The organism is Pseudomonas sp. AC255 (genome assembly GCF_979258175.1).
The window spans coordinates 4,829,209-4,846,865 of record NZ_OZ409841.1; the positions used below are offsets into that span (position 1 = coordinate 4,829,209).

Consider the following 17,657-nt stretch of genomic DNA (forward strand, 5'->3'; position numbering starts at 1 on the left):
TCTGCTGGAGCCGGCCCGTGAAAGCCCTCGACGAACTGACTTTCGACAACCGCTTTGCCCGCCTGGGCGACGCGTTCTCCGCGCACGTGCTGCCCGAGCCGATCGACAATCCGCGTCTGGTGGTCGCCAGCCCGGCCGCCCTGGCTCTGTTGGATCTTGATCCGGCCAGCGCCGAAACCGAAGAATTCGCGCAACTGTTTGGCGGCCACAAGCTGTGGGCCGATGCCGAGCCACGGGCGATGGTGTATTCCGGGCATCAGTTCGGCGGTTATACCCCGCAACTGGGTGACGGGCGCGGCCTGCTGCTGGGTGAGGTGTACAACAACGCTGGCGAGCATTGGGACTTGCACCTCAAAGGCGCCGGGCAGACGCCGTTTTCACGCATGGGCGATGGCCGCGCGGTGCTGCGCTCATCGATTCGCGAGTTTCTCGCCTCCGAGGCGCTGTTTGCGCTGAACATTCCATCTTCGCGGGCAGCCTGCGTGATCGGCTCCGACACGCCGGTCTGGCGGGAAAAGCAGGAACGCGCGGCGATGGTGCTGCGTCTGGCGCCGAGCCATATCCGCTTCGGCCACTTCGAATATTTCTACTACACCAAGCGCCCCGAGCAGCAGAAACAGCTTGGCGAGCATGTGCTGGCGATGCACTTTCCCGAGTGTCTGGAACAACCGGAACCGTATCTGGCGATGTTTCGCGAGATCGTCGAGCGCAACGCCGAGCTGATCGCCAAGTGGCAGGCCTACGGCTTCTGTCACGGCGTGATGAACACCGACAACATGTCGATCCTCGGCATCACCTTCGACTTCGGCCCGTTCGCCTTCCTCGATGACTTCGACGCGCATTTCATCTGCAATCACTCCGATGATCAGGGTCGCTACTCGTTCAGCAATCAGGTGCCGGTGGGCCAGTGGAACCTCAGCGCGCTCGCCCAGGCACTGACGCCGTTCATCAGCGTCGAGGCCCTGCGTGAAACCCTCGGCTTGTACCTGCCGCTGTTCCAGGCGCACTACCTCGACCTGATGCGCCGTCGCTTCGGCTTCACCACCGCCGAGGAGGAGGACCAGCAACTGCTGGAAAACCTGCTGCAACTGATGCAGAACAGCGGCGTCGACTACACGCTGTTTTTCCGCCGCCTCGGTGAAGAGTCAGCCGAACAGGCCATCGCCCGCCTGCGCGACGATTTTGTCGATATCAAAGGTTTCGATGCCTGGGGCGAACGCTACGTCGCCCGCGTCGGCCGCGACGGCAATGCCGATCAGGCACAACGCCGCGCACGGATGCATGCAGTCAATCCGCTGTACATCCTGCGCAATTACCTTGCGCAAAAAGCCATCGATGCGGCCGAGCAAGGCGACTATTCCGAGGTGCGCCGGCTGCATGCGGTGCTGAGCAAACCGTTCGACGAGCAGCCGGGAATGGAAAGTTACGCCGAGAGACCGCCGGAGTGGGGCAAGCATTTGGAGATCAGTTGTTCTTCCTGAGCGGGAACAAATACCTCAATCGACACTTTGAAGCGCTGAGCTAACCAGCGTGCTTGGCTCAGGTTGAGCTGACGCTTGCCACTGAGGATTTCCGCAATCACCGATTCTGATCCAACGCCTGGAAGATCGCTCTGAGACAGGGAGTGCTCACGGATCATATAGCCAAGCATTTCTGCGCCACTTGGCACCGGCATTGGGTGATGCGTGTGATCCCACTCCTCAATCCAGTCGCCAATTATATCCACTAGCCTCATCAACGGATGCGACTCATCGGCGCCGGTAATTTCTAGCAGTTCGTCAATTGCCAATACCAAAGCGTCGTAGTCGTCTTCGTTTTTCGGTCTATGCAAAAGCTCGGAGAGGGAAAAGCGTTTCGCAGTCTTGGTGGTCATTGCATGGAAGTCCAAGAGAAATATCGTTGAGGGCTGCACAAGATTACCGACTCGATGAAATCCAGATAGTCAGCCTCCACACCGATATGCGTAGGCGCTTTCCTCAAATAAAGAAGGTCATGACTTACAGAACAATTACTTGATAATCGCGACTTCGACTCCAGATCAGTCTTCAAAGACTTCCTGCCCGAGAGCCCATCATGACCACCCCACTCCTCATCCCCTGCCCCACCTGCAACGGCCTCAACCGCATCCCCGCCGAGCGCCTGGCTGACCAGCCCAAATGCGGGCGCTGCAAGTCTGCGGTGCTGTTGAGCAAACCCTTCGAACTCAAGCAAGGCGATTACGCCAGTCAGATCAAGGGCGATGTGCCGTTACTGGTGGATGTCTGGGCGGACTGGTGCGGGCCGTGCAAATCGTTTGCGCCGGTGTTCGAACAGGCTGCGGCGCAGCTGGCAGGCAAGTGCCGGCTGGCCAAGCTCGACAGCGAAGCGAACCAGCAATTGTCGGCGCAGTTGGGGATTCGCTCGATTCCGAGTCTGATTCTGTTTAAGAACGGCAGGGAAGTGGCGCGCCAGAGTGGTGCGTTGCCATTGCCGCAGTTGATGGCGTGGCTGCGTAGCCAAGGCATCTGACCCACCACAGATCCCCTGTGGGAGCGAGCCTGCTCGCGAAGGCGGTCGATCATTCAGCGCCGATGTTGAATGTGCCGGCCTCTCCGCGAGCAGGCTCGCTCCCACAGGATTTGCGTGTGAGTCGGGGAATCAGTGGTCTTCCAGCAGATTGTGCAGTTCAACGAACTGCTGCGTGAGCTTGTGCCGTGGATCGAGGTGGATCAGCGGCATGCTGGCCTGGTGCGACTCGCGCATGCGCACCGAACTGCTCAGATACACCGGTAATACCGGCAAGCCTTCGGCGATCAACTCATCGAGCATCTGCTGTGGCAGGCTGGCCCGCGCCTGAAACTGATTGACCACAATGCCTTCGACTTCCAATCCTTCGTTGTGGTCATCCTTCAACTCTTCGATCTCGGCGATCAGCCCATACAGGGCCTGACGTGAAAAGCTGTCGCAGTCAAAGGGGATCAACACTCGATCCGCGGCAATCAGCGCCGATACCGCGTAGAAATTCAGTGCAGGCGGGGTGTCGAGATAGATCCGGTCGTAATCCTCGGACAATTCGTCCAGCAACTTGCGCAGCTTGTTGATCTTGTGTTTCGCCTCGAGCTTGGGCTGCAGGTCGGCCAGCTCGGCGGTGGCGGTAATGATGTGCAGGTTGTCGAACGGCGTTTCGTAGATGTCCGCCTGATTCTTTTTCGAGAACGGCCCGGAGGACAGGGTCTGTTTGAAGAAGTCAGCGATACCCATCGGGATATCGTCGCCGGTGAGCCCGGTCAGATACTGAGTGGAATTGGCCTGGGCATCGAGGTCGACCAACAACGTGCGATAACCCTCGCTGGCGCTGACCGCCGCCAGATTGCAGGCGATGCTGGATTTGCCCACGCCACCTTTCTGATTGAACACCACGCGCCGCATGACCAAACCTCCGTGTATCAAAGAATGACCGAGTGTAGTTGCCGGTGACCGCGCTTCGCTACCTTCACCGACATGGACTACGTCGTCAGGTGTAAAAATCGACGCCCAGGCATGGAAAAAACCGCCAGCCATTACGGAGACACCTGACAGACACGCCGCGTCAAATCTGGATAATGGCCAAGTGATAGCCATGCAGCGAACCGCTCGGTACATTTTGTTGGGCAAAATGTAACCAACATTTGCTACACACCCGTCGCACCGGGATAATGCGCGCCACCCGGCGCCCTGCGCCAAGCCAAGCCTGCTGCGGCGCTGGCGACTCAACGCGTCAACGAAAGCCCGCAGGGGCGGGATGAATGTCCGTGATCAACTTCAACATCGCCCAATGGCGCGCGTGGGCCCCGGGGCTCGACAGCGTGGACGCCTGGCAGGCCTGGAGCCGACAACCGGTCGTGCTGCAGAGCAGTGATGCCGCGCCCGATGTGTCGTTTCTGCCGGCCATGCAGCGCCGCCGCCTCAGCCGCCTGGCGCGGATGGCCTTCAGCGTTGGCTGGCCGCTGGCCGACGGGCGGGACAATCTGCCGCTGGTGTTCGTCTCGCGGCACGGCGAAACCCCCGCACGTTTGAAATCCTCCGCGATCTGGCCACCGAGCAGCCCTTGTCGCCGACCCAATTCAGCCTGTCGGTGCATAACGCGATCATCGGTTTGTGGTCGATCATGCGCGGTGAAACCAGCGAAATGACCGCCCTCGCCGCTGCTGGCGACGGCCTCGAACACGGCATGCTCGAAGCGGCGGCACTGCTTGATGAAGGCGCCCCGGCGGTGCTGCTGGTGATCACCGAAGAGCAGCCGCCCGAGGCGTATTCGCAGTGGGTCGATGATGTGCCGTTCCCTTATGCGCTGGGCTTGTTGCTCACGCCCGGTACCGACTGGCGGCTGACCCTGAACAGCAGCACCGAAACCCGGTCAAAGGCGCACTGGCCGCACGCGCTCAACCTGCTGCGAACCCTGCTCGGCCAGCAACCTGACTGCCAACATGCGTGGAAAAATCGTGTATGGACCTGGCATCGCAACCCGTGACCGCCAAACACCGCGACGCCTACTACTGGCGCCTGCTGGCCACTGCTGCGAGCTTCGCCTTGTTCGGGCTCGGCGGGCTGTGTCTGCGCCTGCTGGTATTTCCGCTGCTCGGCTGCCTGCCCGGTGACGCGCTGGTCCATCGCCTGCGCGCGCGGCGTACGGTCAGTCGCTTGTTCTGGTTTTTCGTGCGTTTCATGGCGCGCACCGGCGTGCTCACTTACGACATTGAGGGTGCCGAGCGCCTCGGTCGCCCGGGGCAGATGATCATCGCCAACCACCCGTCGCTGATCGATGTGGTGTTTCTCATCGGTCTGGTGCGCCACGCCAATTGCGTGGTGAAAAACCTCTGGGAAAACCCGTTCACCCGTGGCCCGCTGCGCCGCACCGAGTACATCAGCAACGACGGCAGCATGGACATGCTCGACGCCGCCGCGCAGTCATTGCAGGACGGCCAGACCCTGATCATTTTCCCCGAAGGCACCCGCACCCAGCCGGGGCAGGCGCCGGCCTTTCATCGGGGGCGGCGGCAATTGCCTTGCGCGGTGCGAAAATCGTTACCCCGGTGATCATCAAGGTCAGCCCGACCACCCTGACCAAAGCCGAGCCGTGGTATCGCATCCCCCATCGCCGCGTGCACTTCAGTTTTCGCGTGGGGGCCGATATAGACCCACAGACCTTCGCCGCGCAAGGCCCCGCACCGCAGGCCTCGCGCAAGCTCAACGATTATTTGCATGACTATTTCATTAAGGAGCTCGCCGCAGATGAGCGAACTGAACACCGCTAGCCTGGTGCGTGACATCAAACTGCTGATCATTGATGCCTTGGGCCTGGAAGACATCAGCACCGAGGACATCGGCGACGAGCAGACATTGTTCGGCGAAGGCCTCGGCCTGGACTCCGTGGACGCGCTGGAACTGGGCCTGGCGATCCAGAAAAAATACGGCATCAAGATCGACGCCGATGCCAAGGACACCCGCAACCATTTCACCAACGTGGCCAGCCTTGCGGCATTCGTCACGGCAAAACAGGCAGCTTGAGACCGGACCATGCAAACTCGTGACGATATTTTCAACACCCTGCGCGATGCCTTGGTCGAGCTGTTCGAACTGGATCCGGCCCGCGTAAGCATGGACGCCAATCTGTATCAGGATCTGGAAATCGACAGCATCGATGCGGTCGACCTGATCGATCACATCAAACGCCAGACCGGCAAGAAAATCGCTGCCGAAGAGTTCAAATCGGTACGCACCGTCGGTGACGTGGTCGAGGCGGTGTTCCGTCTGGTTCAACCGGCCGCATGAGCCGACTGATCGGCCTGGGCCTGCTGCTGGCCGGTCTGCTGTACCCCTTTGCGGTGTATTTCGGCATGGAGCACTTCGCCCCGTGGCAATTTGCACTGCTGCTGGGCAGCCTGTGGCTGGCGCGGGTCCTGACCGGCGAGCGCAAGCCTGGCAGCCTGTGGATGGCGTGCGTGGCGATGGTGTTCTGCCTGCTGCTGGCGGTGTTCGACAGCCCGCAGCTGCTGCGCTGGTACCCGGTGCTGATCAGCGCATTCATGCTGGTGCTGTTCGGCGCAAGCCTGAAATTCGGCCCGCCGATGGTCGAGCGTCTGGCGCGCTTGCGTGAGCCGGAGCTGCCGGAGGTTGCCGTTCGCTACACACGCAAGGTGACGCTGGCCTGGAGCGTGTTTTTCTTCTGCAACGGTTTGTGCGCCGCCCTCCTCACCCTGTGGGCGCCGCTGGATTGGTGGATGTTGTACACCGGCCTGATCTCCTACGGATTGATCGGCCTGATGTTTGCCATTGAATGGCTGATACGACAACGGGTAAGAGGCCGTACATGAATTGGATAAAACTTGAGCAGCTGTTGCTCAAGGCACTGCCGGCACGGGCGATCTGCCAGGCGCCGGCACTCGATCACACGCAACTGCGAGCGCAGGCCTTGAGCGTCGCCGCGGGTCTGCAAAGCCAAGGCGTGAAAAGGCTGGCCGTGCATCTGGAAGATGCCGCCGACCTCGCCATCGCCCTGCTCGGCGCGTGGCGTGCCGGCGTCAGCGTGTTGCTGCCGGCGGATCTGCAAGCGCAGACGCGTCAGCGCTGGTCGCAGGAAGTCGATCTATGGCTGACCGATCAATCAGGCGATGCACAGCTGGACGACTTCACTCAGCCCGGCCTGCCCGGAGCACAACTGGATCTCGATCAATGCCGCCTGAGCCTGTGCACTTCCGGCTCCAGCGGCGAGCCCAAGCGCATCGACAAGACCCTGCGCCAATTGGCCAACGAGGTCGAAGCGCTGGAACAGTTGTGGGGCGCAGACCTCGGTGAAGCCTGCATCATCGGCAGTGTCGCCACGCAACACATCTATGGCCTGCTGTTTCGCGTGTTGTGGCCCTTGTGCGCCGGGCGTCCGTTCGTGCGCCGGCAACTGGCCTTTTCCGAAGACCTGCAACGCGCCAGCCGCGAGCATCCGGCCTTTGCCTGGGTCGCCAGCCCAGCGCTGCTCAAGCGCATGGGCGACAACCTCGACTGGCCGGCCCTGAGCGCGGTGCGCCGGGTGTTTTCCTCCGGGGGCGCGTTACCGCCGGAAGCGGCGCAAAGTCTGCAACAGCGCTTGCAGCAATGGCCGACGGAAATCCTCGGCAGCTCAGAAACTGGCGGCATCGCCTGGCGTCAGGGCGATTCGTTGTGGCGGCCGTTTGCTGGCGTCGAACTGAGCCAGGACAGCGACGGCGCCCTGTTGATCGCCTCGCCTTACCTGCCTGCCGGTCACGTCGAACACAGCGCCGACGCCGCACGCATTGCCACCGATGGTCGCTTCGAACTGCTGGGGCGACTGGACCGCATCGTCAAACTGGAAGAAAAACGCATCTCGCTGCCGATGCTCGAGCAGGCATTGGTAGCCCATGACTGGGTCGCCGAGGCGCGGCTCGGTGTGGTCCAGGAAAACCGCGCCTCGCTCGGCGCGCTGCTGGTGCTCAGCGAATCGGGTCTGTTCGCCCTGCGCGAGCACGGCCGCCGTGGCCTGACCGAGACCCTGCGCAAACATTTGAGCCAGCATTGCGAAGCCCTCGCCCTGCCCCGACGCTGGCGCCTGCTGCGGCAGATGCCATTGAACAGCCAGGGCAAACTGGCGCAAGCCGACGTCGAAGCATTGCTGCTGGCCGCGCGACCCAAAGCCCCCGAAGTGCTGGAGCAAAGCGAAAGCGACGGCGAGTGGAGCCTGCAACTCAGCGTGCCGCCGGATCTGGCCTACTTCAGCGGGCATTTTCCCAAGGCACCGGTGTTGCCCGGTGTGGTGCAGGTGGAATGGGCGCTGAATCTGGGTCGGCAGTTGCTGAAGCTGGATGGCGGGTTCGCGGGAATGGAGGTGCTGAAGTTTCAGCAACTGGTGCGCCCGGGTGATGAAATCCAGCTGCATCTGCGTTTCGATGCCGAGCGCGGCAAGTTGTATTTCGCTTATCGCAATGACACGGCGACCTGTTCCAGCGGACGCATTCTCCTGGGGCCTGCCCATGCATAACCCCTGCGCCGTAATCCCGGTGTACAACCATGAAACCGCGATCACCACCGTGGTCGATGCCCTGCTCGCACAAGGTCTGCCGTGCATTCTGGTGGACGATGCCAGCGAGCCATCCTGCGCGCGGGTGCTCGACACCCTGGCCGAGCGCGACAGGGTTTTTCTGGTGCGCCTGACGGCCAATCAGGGCAAGGGCGGCGCGGTGATGACCGGTCTGCGTGAAGCCTCGCGTCTGGGTTACAGCCATGCCTTGCAGGTCGATGCCGACGGCCAGCACGATTTGCACGACGTCGCGCGCTTCGTCGGCGAATCCCGCGGCCATCCCGAGGCGATGATCTGCGGCTATCCGCTGTTCGACGAGAGCGTGCCGAAAGGGCGTTTGTACGCGCGCTACCTGACGCACGTGATGGTCTGGATCAACACCCTGTCGTTGCAGATTCGCGATTCGATGTGCGGCTTCCGCGTCTACCCGCTGGCGCCAACTCTGGCCGTGATCGACTCGGCCAAAGTCGGCAAGCGCATGGATTTCGACTCGGACATTCTTGTGCGGCTGGCCTGGCGCAATCAGCCGATGCGCTGGCTGCAGACAAGCGTGCATTACCCGCTGGACGGCGTGTCGCACTTTCGCCTGTTCCACGACAACGCGCTGATTTCCAGCATGCACACGCGGCTGTTCTTCGGCATGTTGCTGCGTTGGCCGGTGATCCTCTGGCGGCGGTGGAAACCATGAGCGAAGAAGTCGACAAGAAGCACTGGGCCGACCGCGAAGAGCGCGGCAGTTTCCTGCTGATGAAATTCACCGCGTTCGCCGCCAAAGTCCTCGGCAGGCGCCTGCTCAGTCCGTTGCTGTACGGCATCGTCCTGTATTTTTTCCTCTTCGGCCGGATCGCCCGGCGCAGTGCCTGGCAGTACCAGCAGCGGCTGGCCGAGTGGAGCCGGCGCGACGATCTGCGCCCGAGTCACTGGCGGGTGTTCAGCCAGTTCATGACCTTTGCCGATTCACTGCTCGACAAGCTCGATGTGTGGAACGGCAAGCTGAGTATCGAGCAGATCGAAATCATCGACCCTGCGCTGCTGCGCAAGCAGTTGCGCGGCAGTCGCGGGCAACTGCTGGTCGGCGCGCATCTGGGCAATCTCGAAGTCTGCCGGGCGCTGGCGGAGATCGGCGAAAAGGTCACCATGAACGTGCTGGTGCACACCAAGCACGCCGAGCAATTCAACCGCTTGCTTGGCGAGGCCGGGGCGACCAATCTGCGCCTGATTCAGGTCAGCGAACTAGACCCGGTGATCATGCTGCAACTGCATGAACGACTGGAACGCGGCGAGTGGCTGGCGATTGCCGGTGACCGCGTGCCGCTGCACGGCGGGCGCAGCGTGACGGTGGACTTTCTCGGCCATCCGGCGCCATTTCCGCAAGGCCCGTGGTTACTGGCCGGCCTGCTCAAGTGCCCGGTCAATCTGCTGATGTGCCTCAAGCAACCCGACGGCCACTATCGCCTGACTCTCGAACCGTTCGCCGACGCGGTGGTGTGGACACGCCGCGAGCGCGAGCAGGTCATTCATCAGTGGGCCACTCGCTACGCGCAGCGCCTGAGTCACTATTGCCTCGAAGCCCCGCAGCAATGGTTCAACTTTTACCCTTTCTGGAAGACCGATGACGACGCCAACCCATGAGCCGGTAACCTTCGGCGAACGCCCTTTGCGCATCGAAGACGTGCTGGCCCTGGCCAACCGTCAGGCGCCCGTGCAATTGCAGGCTGACGCCGACTATCGCGAGCGCATCGCCAAGGGCGCGCGGTTTCTCGATTCGCTGCTGGACAAGGAAGGCGTGATCTACGGCGTCACCACCGGTTACGGCGATTCCTGCGTGGTCACGGTGCCGCTGCATCACGTCGAGGCGCTGCCGCGTCATCTCTACACCTTTCATGGTTGCGGCCTGGGCAAACTGCTCGACGCGCAGGCGACCCGCGCGGTGCTGGCGGCGCGCTTGCAGTCGTTGTGTCACGGCGTTTCCGGGGTGCGCGTCGAACTGCTCGAGCGTCTGCACGCGTTTCTCGAATACGACATCCTGCCGCTGATTCCCGAAGAGGGTTCGGTGGGTGCCAGCGGCGATCTGACGCCGTTGTCCTATGTCGCCGCAACCCTGTCCGGCGAGCGCGAAGTGCTGTTCCGTGGCGAACGTCGTCAGGCTGCCGACGTGCATCGCGAGCTAGGCTGGACGCCGCTGGTGCTGCGCCCGAAAGAGGCGCTGGCGCTGATGAACGGCACAGCGGTGATGACCGGCCTCGCCTGTCTCGCTTTCGCCCGCGCCGATTACCTGCTGCAACTGGCCACGCGCATCACCGCGCTCAATGTCGTCGCGCTGCAAGGCAACCCGGAGCACTTCGACGAACGCCTGTTCGCCGCCAAACCGCACCCGGGGCAGATGCAGGTCGCCGCGTGGCTGCGCAAGGATCTGGCGATCGACGCGCCGACCGCGCCACTGCATCGTCTGCAGGATCGTTATTCGCTGCGTTGCGCGCCGCATGTGCTCGGCGTGCTGGCCGACAGCCTGAACTGGCTGCGCGGCTTCATCGAAACCGAGCTGAACAGCGCCAACGACAACCCGATCATCGATGCCGAAGCCGAGCGCGTTCTGCATGGCGGGCACTTCTACGGCGGGCACATTGCGTTCGCTATGGACAGCCTGAAAAACCTCGTGGCCAACGTCGCCGATCTGCTCGATCGGCAATTGGCGTTGCTGGTCGACGAGCGCTACAACCACGGCTTGCCAAGCAACCTCTCCGGCGCGCCAGCCGATCGGGCCATGATCAATCACGGCTTCAAAGCCGTGCAGATCGGCACCAGCGCCTGGACCGCCGAAGCACTGAAAAACACCATGCCGGCCAGCGTGTTCTCGCGCTCCACCGAGTGCCACAACCAGGACAAGGTGAGCATGGGCACCATCGCCGCCCGTGATGCGATTCGCGTGCTGGAGCTGACCGAACAGGTCGCCGCCGCCACGCTGCTCGCCGCCAATCAGGGCGTGTGGCTGCGCGCTCAAGCCGCCGATGCGCGCCCGCTGCCGCCGGCACTGGCAGCGATGCACAAAGAGCTGGGCAAGGACTTCCCGCCGGTCATCGAAGACCGCGCGCTGGAAGGCGAACTGCGCCTGTGCCTGCAACGCATCGCCGCGCAACACTGGAGGCTGCATGCGTAGTGCCGGAGTGCTTCACGCCGATACCGAGATTCTCGTGCCGTTTTTCGACGTCGACACCATGCACGTGGTCTGGCACGGCCATTACGTCAAATACCTCGAAGTGGCGCGCTGTGCGCTGCTGGACAAGATCGGCCACAACTACACGCACATGGTCGATTCGGGTTACGCCTGGCCGATCATCGACCTGCAACTGCGCTACGTGCGCAGCGCGGTGTTCGGCCAGCGGCTGAACGTGCGCGCCAGCCTGATCGAGTGGGAAAACCGTCTGAAGATCAATTACCTGATCAGCGACCTGCAGACCGGCGAGCGCCTGACCCGCGCAAGCTCTGTGCAAGTCGCTGTGGAAGTCAGCAGCCGCGAGATGCAACTGGCCTCACCCAAAGTCTTCACCGATGCCGTGGAAAGGATGCTGCGATGAATGTGTTGTTCAAAAGCCTTGGCGCGTTGGCGCTGCTGGCCGTGTCGTCATGGGCCAATGCCTTCGACCTGCAACAACTCAGTGAACAACTGGCGAAACCGGATGTTATCCACGGCCAGTTCACTCAGGAAAAACACCTGCGCGCCCTGCCGCAGCCGCTGATCAGCAAGGGCAGCTTCGTCCTCGCGAAAAATCATGGCCTGCTGTGGCTGTTGAAAACCCCGCTGCAACAGGATTACCGCATCACCGCCAATGGCATCGCCCGCCGTGACACCAATGGCTGGCAACTCCTGCCGAACAAGAGCGCCGGTGCCGAGCAGAACCGTTTGTTTCTCGCCGTGCTGCAAGGTGACAGCAGCGGTTTGCAGCGCGATTTCGAACTGGCCCTGAGCGGCACGGCGCAGCAGTGGCAACTGACCCTGACGCCGCGTTCGATGCTGCTCAAGCAAGTGTTCCAGCAGATCAATATCGATGGCGGCGCCCTTGTGCAAACCATCGAGCTGCTGGAAACCCAGGGCGACAGCACCCTGCTGCGCATGCAGGACAGCACGGCCGAGCAACCCTTGAGCGAAGCGGAGCAACATGACTTTGCCGAGTGAACGCAAGCTGCCCTGGCTGTTTCTGAGCCTGCTGCTGGCCGTCGTCGCGCTGGCTGCCTGGCAGTGGCGCGACGGTGCGCCGCTGTCGGCCAATCTCATGGAGCTGGTACCCGGGACCAATCCAGACGCGCTGGAGTTGCGCGCCGAACAGCGCATGCAAGAACCGCTCAATCGCGAAATGCTGGTGCTGGTCGGCCACGCCGATCGCCAGCAAGCGCTGACCATGGCCCAACAACTGGGCGAACAATGGCAGGCCAGCGGTCTGTTCGAAACCGTGCAGTGGAACCTGCAAGCCGACTTGCCGGCGCTGCGCAAGCAATTGCTGCAAGGACGCCTTGCGATGCTCTCGGCGGATGATCGGCAGCTACTCAGCAAGCACCCCGACGCGTTCATCCAGCAGCGAGTACAGGCGCTGTTCGATCCGTTCAACGGCTTCACCCTGGTGCCAAGCCAGGACGACTGGCTCGGCCTGACCGGGCGCATCCAGAACAGCCAGCCGAAACATGGCGCAGTGCAACTGGACATTGGCAGCGGCGCACTGGTCGCCGATGCCGACGGCAAGAGCTGGGTGATGCTGCGTGCGCGCACCACCGGTAACGCCTTCGATATGAATCTGCCGCTGCAAGTGGCAGAGCTGCTCCAGCACAGCCGCGAACAGGCGGCGCAAAGCGGCGTGCAGTTGCTCGCCGCCAGTGGCCTGCTCTACGCCGCCAACGGCCAGCAACAAGCCACCCGCGAAATGACCTGGGTCGGCGGCGGCGCAACGGTCGGCATTCTGCTGTTGCTGCTGTTGGCGTTTCGCCGCTGGGGCGTGCTGCTGGCATTTGTTCCGGTGCTGGTCGGCATGCTGTTCGGCGCGGTGGCCTGCGTGGCGCTGTTCGGCCACATGCATGTGATGACGCTGGTGCTCGGTTCGAGTCTGATCGGCGTCGCCGTCGATTACCCGCTGCACTATCTGTCCAAAAGCTGGAGTCTCAAGCCGTGGCGCAGTTGGCCGGCCCTGCGCCTGACCTTGCCGGGGCTGACCCTGAGCCTGATCACCAGCGTTATCGGCTATCTGGCGCTGGCCTGGACACCGTTCCCGGCGCTGACGCAGATCGCGGTGTTCTCCGCCGCCGGCTTGCTCGGTGCCTATCTGTCGGCGGTCTGCCTGCTGCCGGCGCTGCTGAAAAATGTCCAACTGCGCCCGGCGCAATGGCCGCTGCGCCTGGCCGAGCGCCTGATTCATCTGCGTGAGGCGCTGCTCGGTTGCATGCGCACGCCCGCGCTGCTGGCCCTGCTGATCGCCTTCTGCATCGGCGGCTTGATGCAGTTGCAGAGCAAGAACGACATCCGCCAATGGGTCGGCGCGCCGCAGCATCTGACCGACGAAGCGCAGACCATCGCGCGCATCACCGGGTATCAACCGACCAGCCAGTTCTTCCTGATCCGCGCTGCCAATCAGGAGCAATTGCTCGAGCGCCAGGCAGCGCTGAGCGAACGGCTGCAGCAGCTGGTCAACCTCGACAAACTGCAAGGCTATCTGGCCCTTGATCAACTGGTCAGTGCGCCGAGCCAGCAACAGCAAGTGCGCGAATCACTGAACAAGCTGCCGTCGTTCTGGCAACCGCTGCTCGATCTCGGCGTGCCGGCGGCTGCGTTGCAAAATGAATTGCAGCAGTTGCAGACCCTGCCCGCCGAAGACATCGACGCCGCGCTGGCCGGCCCGCTCGGCGAGCCGTATCGCACGCTATGGCTTGGCCCGACTGAAGACGGCGTTGCGGCAATCACCAGCCTGCAGGGCTTGAACAATCCGTCGTTGTTGCGCGTGCAGGCGCTCGATCTGCCGGGGGTGGTGCTGGTCGATCGCCTCGGTGATCTGAACAAGGTGTTCGCCGCCACGCAGATCAGCGCCGCCGAACTGAAACTGGCCTCCTGCGTGTTGATCGTGCTGGTGCTGATCCTGCCGTTCGGCCTGACCGGCGCCCTGCGTATCGTCGCCCTGCCGCTGCTGGCGGCGCTGTGCAGTCTGGCCAGCCTTGGCTGGCTCGGTCAGCCGCTGACCCTGTTCAGCCTGTTCGGCCTGTTGCTGGTGACGGCGATCAGTGTCGATTACGCAATCCTCATGCGCGAACAGGTGGGCGGCGCAGCGGTAAGTCTGCTCGGCACCTTGCTCGCCGCCGTCACCACGTGGCTATCGTTCGGCCTGCTGGCGGTCTCCAGTACGCCGGCGGTGAGCAATTTCGGCCTGTCGGTGAGCCTCGGCCTGGCGTTCAGCTTCATGCTCGCGCCGTGGGCCGGGCGCCATGAACCGGTTGCGGAGCCAGCGGCATGATGGTCTTCGGCTTCTGGTTGCTGGCCTTGGCGCTGTTCGCCCTGGCGACCCGGGTCGGCCGCCATTTCGGCCTGATTCCGATCGTCAGTCAGTTGCTGCTGGCGAGCTTCGGTTTGCCGTTGCTGATGTATTTCTGGATCGAGCCGGGCTGGCAGCTCAGCGGCGCACAACTGATCGCTCCGGACTGGCTGAAAAACCTCTACAGCCTGAGCTTCGCCTTGCTGCTCGGGCATATCCTCAGCGATGTCATCGATCTGCGTCTGGATCGCCAGAGCGTCAAAATCGCTATACCGAGTTTCGCTGTGCCGTTCGCTTGCGGGCTGGCGGTTGCGTACTGGTTGCTGCCGTCGCAGCCGTGGCTCAACGCATTGGCCATCGGACTGGTCTTCGCGATTACCGCGATCCCGGTGTTGTACCTGTATCTGCGTCACATCGATTACCCGCCCGCTGCCACGCGGCGTCTGGTGCAAACAGCGATCCTTATCGATCTGACCTGCTGGACGCTGTTCGGCCTCGCCCAGGGCAGCCTGTACCTGAGCAGCCTGTTGCTGCCCGTGGCCATGGCCGGCGTGCCGCTGCTTTTGCACCTGCTGCGCGTGCGTCGCCCGCTGACTTACAGCCTCGGCTTCTTCGCGTTGCTGGTCATGGCCGAGCATTACAAACTCAACGCGCTGATTTTCGGCATCGGCTATCTGCTGTGCATGGCGCTGCTGAAAGTGCCGTTGGTGCTGCCGTTGCCGGCACGCTGGATGAGCCGTTTGCAGACGTGGATCGCAATCCCGCTGATCCTCACGTTCGGCATCGTCCAGATCGACGTCCACAGCGCCCTCGCCAGCCTCGACGCCGGGCAATGGGCGGCGCTGCTGCTGTTGCCGATTGCCAGTAAACTGCTCGGCAACTGGCTCGGCCTCGGTTGGGCTGGAGCCTCGTTCGCGGGTGCCAGCCGCTGGCGCGAAAGCGTACTGCTGAACATTCGCGGCCTGAGCGAAATCGTCTTTCTCAATCTGTTGTTGCAACAACAGCTCATCACCCCGGCGCTGTATTTCGCGCTGATGCTGATGGGCCTGATCGCGACGCTGCTGCCGGCCCTGATCGGCCTGCATCGCGCGCCCCTGAATCTGAACAGTCCTCTGCCCCGGAGCTCACGTGCCAATCGTTGAAATGGAATCCCGTCAGGTCGTGATCATCGGTGCCGGCCCGTCCGGTGCTATCGCCGCTGCCCTGCTCAAGCGCAAGGGCCACGATGTGCTGGTGCTCGAGCGCCAGCACTTCCCACGCTTCTCCATCGGCGAAAGCCTGCTCAGCCACTGCCTGGACTTCGTTGAAGAAGCCGGCATGCTCGACGCCGTCAACGCCGCCGGGTTCCAGCGCAAGACCGGCGCGGCGTTTGCCTGGGGCGAGCGCTACAGCGCCTTCGATTTTGGCGACACTTTCACCGCCGGCAAGCCGACCACGTTCCAGGTGCAGCGCGCCGATTTCGACAAGTTGCTGGCCGATCAAGCAGCATTGCAAGGTGCGGAAATCCGTTATGGCGATGCGATTGTCAGCGTCGATTTCGATCAGGCGAAACCACAACTCGATGTGCGCCGCGAAGATGGCAGCGAGTACCGCGTCGAAGCCGATTTCGTCCTGGACGCCAGCGGCTACGGCCGCGTGCTGTCGCGCTTGCTCGACCTCGAAGCACCTTCGAATTTCCCGGTGCGTCAGGCCGTGTTCACCCATGTCGAAGATCACATCGACAACCCGGCGTTCGACCGTGAAAAGATCCTCGTCACCACCCATCCCGAGCATCGCGATGTGTGGTTCTGGACCATCCCGTTCAGCAATGGCCGCTGCTCGGTAGGCGTGGTCGCGGCTGAGGAACATTTCCGGGGTCGCGACAGCGATCTCGATGCCTGCCTGCGCAGCTTCATCGCCGAGACGCCGAGCCTCGCCGGGGTTCTGAACAACGCGGTCTGGGACACCCCGGCGCGCACCCTCGGCGGCTATGCGGCCAACGTGAAATCCCTGCACGGCCCGGGCTTCGCGCTGCTGGGCAACGCCGCAGAATTCCTTGACCCGGTATTCTCCTCCGGCGTGACCATCGCCATGCGTTCGGCGAGCATGGCTGCCGGCGTGCTGCACCGTCAGTTGCAGGGTGAAACGGTGGACTGGCAAAGCGAATTTGCCGAACCGTTGAAACGCGGCGTCGATACCTTCCGTTGCTACGTCGAAGGCTGGTACGCCGGCACCTTCCAGGACGTGATTTTCTATGAGGACAGCCAAGCGGAAATTCGCCGGATGATCTGCTCGATCCTCGCCGGTTACGCCTGGGACGAGCGCAACCCGTTCGTCAGTGAAGCGCGGCGCCGGCTGAAGATGATTTCCCAACTCTGCGCGCAGGACGCCTCATGAATTACTTGAGCGACAGTTACGTCGAGGAAACCCGCTTCGGTCTCTGGTTCTTGCGCAGCCACACCTGGCAGCACCATGTGCTGCGCGTGGCGATCAACGATTTGCGTGGATTATTCAGTGAGCCGCTGCCGGAACACCCGGTGCTGCTCGACGCCGGTTGCGGTCAGGGCAAGTCCTTCGGCCACCTGCGTCAGACCTTCGCCCCGCAGCGACTGATCGGCGTCGACGCCGACCCGCACAGTTTGCAACTCAGCGCCGAAGAGGCCACCCGCCTGGGCATGCCAGTCGAGTTGATCGGCAGCGATTGCGCCACGCTCAACGTCGCCGATGCCAGCGTCGACCTGCTGTTCTGCCACCAGACCTTCCATCATCTGGTCGAGCAGGAAAAGGCCTTGGCCGAGTTCTATCGCGTGCTCAAGCCAGGCGGCTATCTGCTGTTCGCCGAATCCACCGAGGCTTACATTGATACCTGGGTGATTCGCTGGCTGTTCCGCCATCCGATGCATGTGCAGAAGAGCGCCGCCGGCTACCTGCAGATGATCCGCGAGCAGGGCTTCGAGTTTGCCGAGCGCAATGTGTCCTACCCGTATCTGTGGTGGAGCCGGTCGAAGGATTTTGGTTTGCTGGAGCGGTTGGGGTTGAGCAAACCCAAGCCATTCGGTGAGCGCGAAGAGACGCTGGTAAACGTCGTCGCGCGCAAGCCATTGCAAGGTGACATCTGATGCACC

The 17,657-nt window shown here is 62.5% G+C and carries 17 protein-coding genes and 2 pseudogenes; 17 read left to right on the top strand and 2 right to left on the bottom strand.

Translation table 11 applies throughout. The features are described from left to right. The first annotated feature begins 17 nt into the window (after positions 1 to 17). Positions 18 to 1,481, top strand: a complete 1,464-nt coding sequence (gene selO / locus ACZZ0K_RS21770; protein ID WP_258707493.1) for a protein adenylyltransferase SelO — start codon at positions 18 to 20, stop codon at positions 1,479 to 1,481. Here selO and ACZZ0K_RS21775 read toward each other — a convergent pair. Continuing rightward, the gene (locus ACZZ0K_RS21775) at positions 1,424 to 1,873 is read right to left on the bottom strand and encodes a helix-turn-helix domain-containing protein (RefSeq protein WP_258707492.1); all 450 of its coding nucleotides are present in this window, start codon (positions 1,871 to 1,873) and stop codon (positions 1,424 to 1,426) included. The genes selO and ACZZ0K_RS21775 overlap by 58 nt on opposite strands. Before the next feature lie 200 nt (positions 1,874 to 2,073). Between ACZZ0K_RS21775 and trxC the strand changes: the two genes are divergently transcribed. Next, complete coding sequence (gene trxC / locus ACZZ0K_RS21780; RefSeq protein WP_258707491.1) at positions 2,074 to 2,508, top strand: thioredoxin TrxC; 435 nt, start codon at positions 2,074 to 2,076, stop codon at positions 2,506 to 2,508. Positions 2,509 to 2,637: 129 nt separating this feature from the next. Here the strand turns inward: trxC and ACZZ0K_RS21785 are convergent, their stop codons facing one another. Continuing rightward, on the bottom strand, positions 2,638 to 3,408 hold the full coding sequence (locus tag ACZZ0K_RS21785) for a ParA family protein (RefSeq protein ID WP_024011296.1): 771 nt from the start codon (positions 3,406 to 3,408) through the stop codon (positions 2,638 to 2,640). 356 nt (positions 3,409 to 3,764) lie between these two features. Here ACZZ0K_RS21785 and ACZZ0K_RS21790 point away from each other — a divergent pair. The 15 genes and pseudogenes from ACZZ0K_RS21790 to ACZZ0K_RS21860 all read left to right on the top strand — a co-directional run bounded on the left by ACZZ0K_RS21790 (position 3,765) and on the right by ACZZ0K_RS21860 (position 17,651). Next, a pseudogene (locus ACZZ0K_RS21790) lies at positions 3,765 to 4,489 on the top strand (beta-ketoacyl synthase chain length factor). Continuing rightward, positions 4,465 to 5,273, top strand: a pseudogene (locus tag ACZZ0K_RS21795) (lysophospholipid acyltransferase family protein). Before ACZZ0K_RS21790 ends, ACZZ0K_RS21795 begins: the two co-directional pseudogenes overlap by 25 nt. Then, positions 5,251 to 5,526: a phosphopantetheine-binding protein gene (locus ACZZ0K_RS21800; RefSeq protein WP_252879300.1), complete on the top strand. Its 276-nt coding sequence runs from the start codon at positions 5,251 to 5,253 to the stop codon at positions 5,524 to 5,526. The pseudogene ACZZ0K_RS21795 and the gene ACZZ0K_RS21800 overlap by 23 nt, the downstream one beginning before the upstream one ends. Before the next feature lie 9 nt (positions 5,527 to 5,535). Continuing rightward, positions 5,536 to 5,790 (top strand): acyl carrier protein, encoded by a 255-nt coding sequence (locus ACZZ0K_RS21805; protein WP_016772026.1) that lies wholly within the window; start codon positions 5,536 to 5,538, stop codon positions 5,788 to 5,790. After that, positions 5,787 to 6,332 carry a COG4648 family protein gene (locus tag ACZZ0K_RS21810; RefSeq protein WP_258707490.1) on the top strand — a complete coding sequence of 182 codons (546 nt, stop codon included), beginning with the start codon at positions 5,787 to 5,789 and terminating at the stop codon, positions 6,330 to 6,332. Before ACZZ0K_RS21805 ends, ACZZ0K_RS21810 begins: the two co-directional genes overlap by 4 nt. Further along, positions 6,329 to 8,008, top strand: a complete 1,680-nt coding sequence (locus tag ACZZ0K_RS21815; RefSeq protein ID WP_258707489.1) for an acyl-CoA synthetase family protein — start codon at positions 6,329 to 6,331, stop codon at positions 8,006 to 8,008. Before ACZZ0K_RS21810 ends, ACZZ0K_RS21815 begins: the two co-directional genes overlap by 4 nt. After that, on the top strand, positions 8,001 to 8,735 hold the full coding sequence (locus tag ACZZ0K_RS21820) for a glycosyltransferase family 2 protein (protein WP_056787395.1): 735 nt from the start codon (positions 8,001 to 8,003) through the stop codon (positions 8,733 to 8,735). The genes ACZZ0K_RS21815 and ACZZ0K_RS21820 overlap by 8 nt, the downstream gene beginning before the upstream one ends. Beyond that, a complete protein-coding gene (locus ACZZ0K_RS21825) occupies positions 8,732 to 9,679 on the top strand; it encodes an LpxL/LpxP family acyltransferase (protein WP_110644852.1) in 948 nt (315 codons plus the stop codon). The genes ACZZ0K_RS21820 and ACZZ0K_RS21825 overlap by 4 nt, the downstream gene beginning before the upstream one ends. Beyond that, entirely contained in the window at positions 9,660 to 11,204 is a 1,545-nt protein-coding gene (locus tag ACZZ0K_RS21830) for an HAL/PAL/TAL family ammonia-lyase (protein ID WP_258707488.1), read from the top strand. The genes ACZZ0K_RS21825 and ACZZ0K_RS21830 overlap by 20 nt, the downstream gene beginning before the upstream one ends. Then, positions 11,197 to 11,622: an acyl-CoA thioesterase gene (locus tag ACZZ0K_RS21835; RefSeq protein ID WP_258707487.1), complete on the top strand. Its 426-nt coding sequence runs from the start codon at positions 11,197 to 11,199 to the stop codon at positions 11,620 to 11,622. The genes ACZZ0K_RS21830 and ACZZ0K_RS21835 overlap by 8 nt, the downstream gene beginning before the upstream one ends. Further along, positions 11,619 to 12,221: an outer membrane lipoprotein carrier protein LolA gene (locus ACZZ0K_RS21840; protein WP_056787382.1), complete on the top strand. Its 603-nt coding sequence runs from the start codon at positions 11,619 to 11,621 to the stop codon at positions 12,219 to 12,221. The genes ACZZ0K_RS21835 and ACZZ0K_RS21840 overlap by 4 nt, the downstream gene beginning before the upstream one ends. After that, on the top strand, positions 12,205 to 14,535 hold the full coding sequence (locus ACZZ0K_RS21845; protein WP_258707486.1) for an MMPL family transporter: 2,331 nt from the start codon (positions 12,205 to 12,207) through the stop codon (positions 14,533 to 14,535). The genes ACZZ0K_RS21840 and ACZZ0K_RS21845 overlap by 17 nt, the downstream gene beginning before the upstream one ends. Further along, positions 14,532 to 15,695, top strand: coding sequence for a cation:proton antiporter (locus ACZZ0K_RS21850; protein WP_252877291.1), 1,164 nt, complete (start codon positions 14,532 to 14,534; stop codon positions 15,693 to 15,695). Before ACZZ0K_RS21845 ends, ACZZ0K_RS21850 begins: the two co-directional genes overlap by 4 nt. Further along, positions 15,682 to 16,929, top strand: coding sequence for an NAD(P)/FAD-dependent oxidoreductase (locus ACZZ0K_RS21855; protein WP_252883041.1), 1,248 nt, complete (start codon positions 15,682 to 15,684; stop codon positions 16,927 to 16,929). Before ACZZ0K_RS21850 ends, ACZZ0K_RS21855 begins: the two co-directional genes overlap by 14 nt. After that, on the top strand, positions 16,926 to 17,651 hold the full coding sequence (locus ACZZ0K_RS21860) for a class I SAM-dependent methyltransferase (protein ID WP_150741714.1): 726 nt from the start codon (positions 16,926 to 16,928) through the stop codon (positions 17,649 to 17,651). Before ACZZ0K_RS21855 ends, ACZZ0K_RS21860 begins: the two co-directional genes overlap by 4 nt. The last annotated feature ends 6 nt before the right edge of the window (positions 17,652 to 17,657 follow it).

Excerpts from the sequence above, each read along its gene's own strand:
- ACZZ0K_RS21845 (WP_258707486.1), top strand. The coding sequence starts at position 12,205 with ATGACTTTGCCGAGTGAACGCAAGCTGCCCTGGCTGTTTCTGAGCCTG.
- ACZZ0K_RS21800 (WP_252879300.1), top strand. The coding sequence starts at position 5,251 with ATGAGCGAACTGAACACCGCTAGCCTGGTGCGTGACATCAAACTGCTG.
- ACZZ0K_RS21810 (WP_258707490.1), top strand. The coding sequence starts at position 5,787 with ATGAGCCGACTGATCGGCCTGGGCCTGCTGCTGGCCGGTCTGCTGTAC.
- ACZZ0K_RS21775 (WP_258707492.1), bottom strand. The coding sequence starts at position 1,873 with ATGACCACCAAGACTGCGAAACGCTTTTCCCTCTCCGAGCTTTTGCAT.
- ACZZ0K_RS21850 (WP_252877291.1), top strand. The coding sequence starts at position 14,532 with ATGATGGTCTTCGGCTTCTGGTTGCTGGCCTTGGCGCTGTTCGCCCTG.
- ACZZ0K_RS21785 (WP_024011296.1), bottom strand. The coding sequence starts at position 3,408 with ATGCGGCGCGTGGTGTTCAATCAGAAAGGTGGCGTGGGCAAATCCAGC.
- ACZZ0K_RS21825 (WP_110644852.1), top strand. The coding sequence starts at position 8,732 with ATGAGCGAAGAAGTCGACAAGAAGCACTGGGCCGACCGCGAAGAGCGC.
- ACZZ0K_RS21830 (WP_258707488.1), top strand. The coding sequence starts at position 9,660 with ATGACGACGCCAACCCATGAGCCGGTAACCTTCGGCGAACGCCCTTTG.
- ACZZ0K_RS21860 (WP_150741714.1), top strand. The coding sequence starts at position 16,926 with ATGAATTACTTGAGCGACAGTTACGTCGAGGAAACCCGCTTCGGTCTC.
- ACZZ0K_RS21815 (WP_258707489.1), top strand. The coding sequence starts at position 6,329 with ATGAATTGGATAAAACTTGAGCAGCTGTTGCTCAAGGCACTGCCGGCA.
- trxC (WP_258707491.1), top strand. The coding sequence starts at position 2,074 with ATGACCACCCCACTCCTCATCCCCTGCCCCACCTGCAACGGCCTCAAC.
- ACZZ0K_RS21840 (WP_056787382.1), top strand. The coding sequence starts at position 11,619 with ATGAATGTGTTGTTCAAAAGCCTTGGCGCGTTGGCGCTGCTGGCCGTG.
- ACZZ0K_RS21820 (WP_056787395.1), top strand. The coding sequence starts at position 8,001 with ATGCATAACCCCTGCGCCGTAATCCCGGTGTACAACCATGAAACCGCG.
- ACZZ0K_RS21805 (WP_016772026.1), top strand. The coding sequence starts at position 5,536 with ATGCAAACTCGTGACGATATTTTCAACACCCTGCGCGATGCCTTGGTC.
- ACZZ0K_RS21835 (WP_258707487.1), top strand. The coding sequence starts at position 11,197 with ATGCGTAGTGCCGGAGTGCTTCACGCCGATACCGAGATTCTCGTGCCG.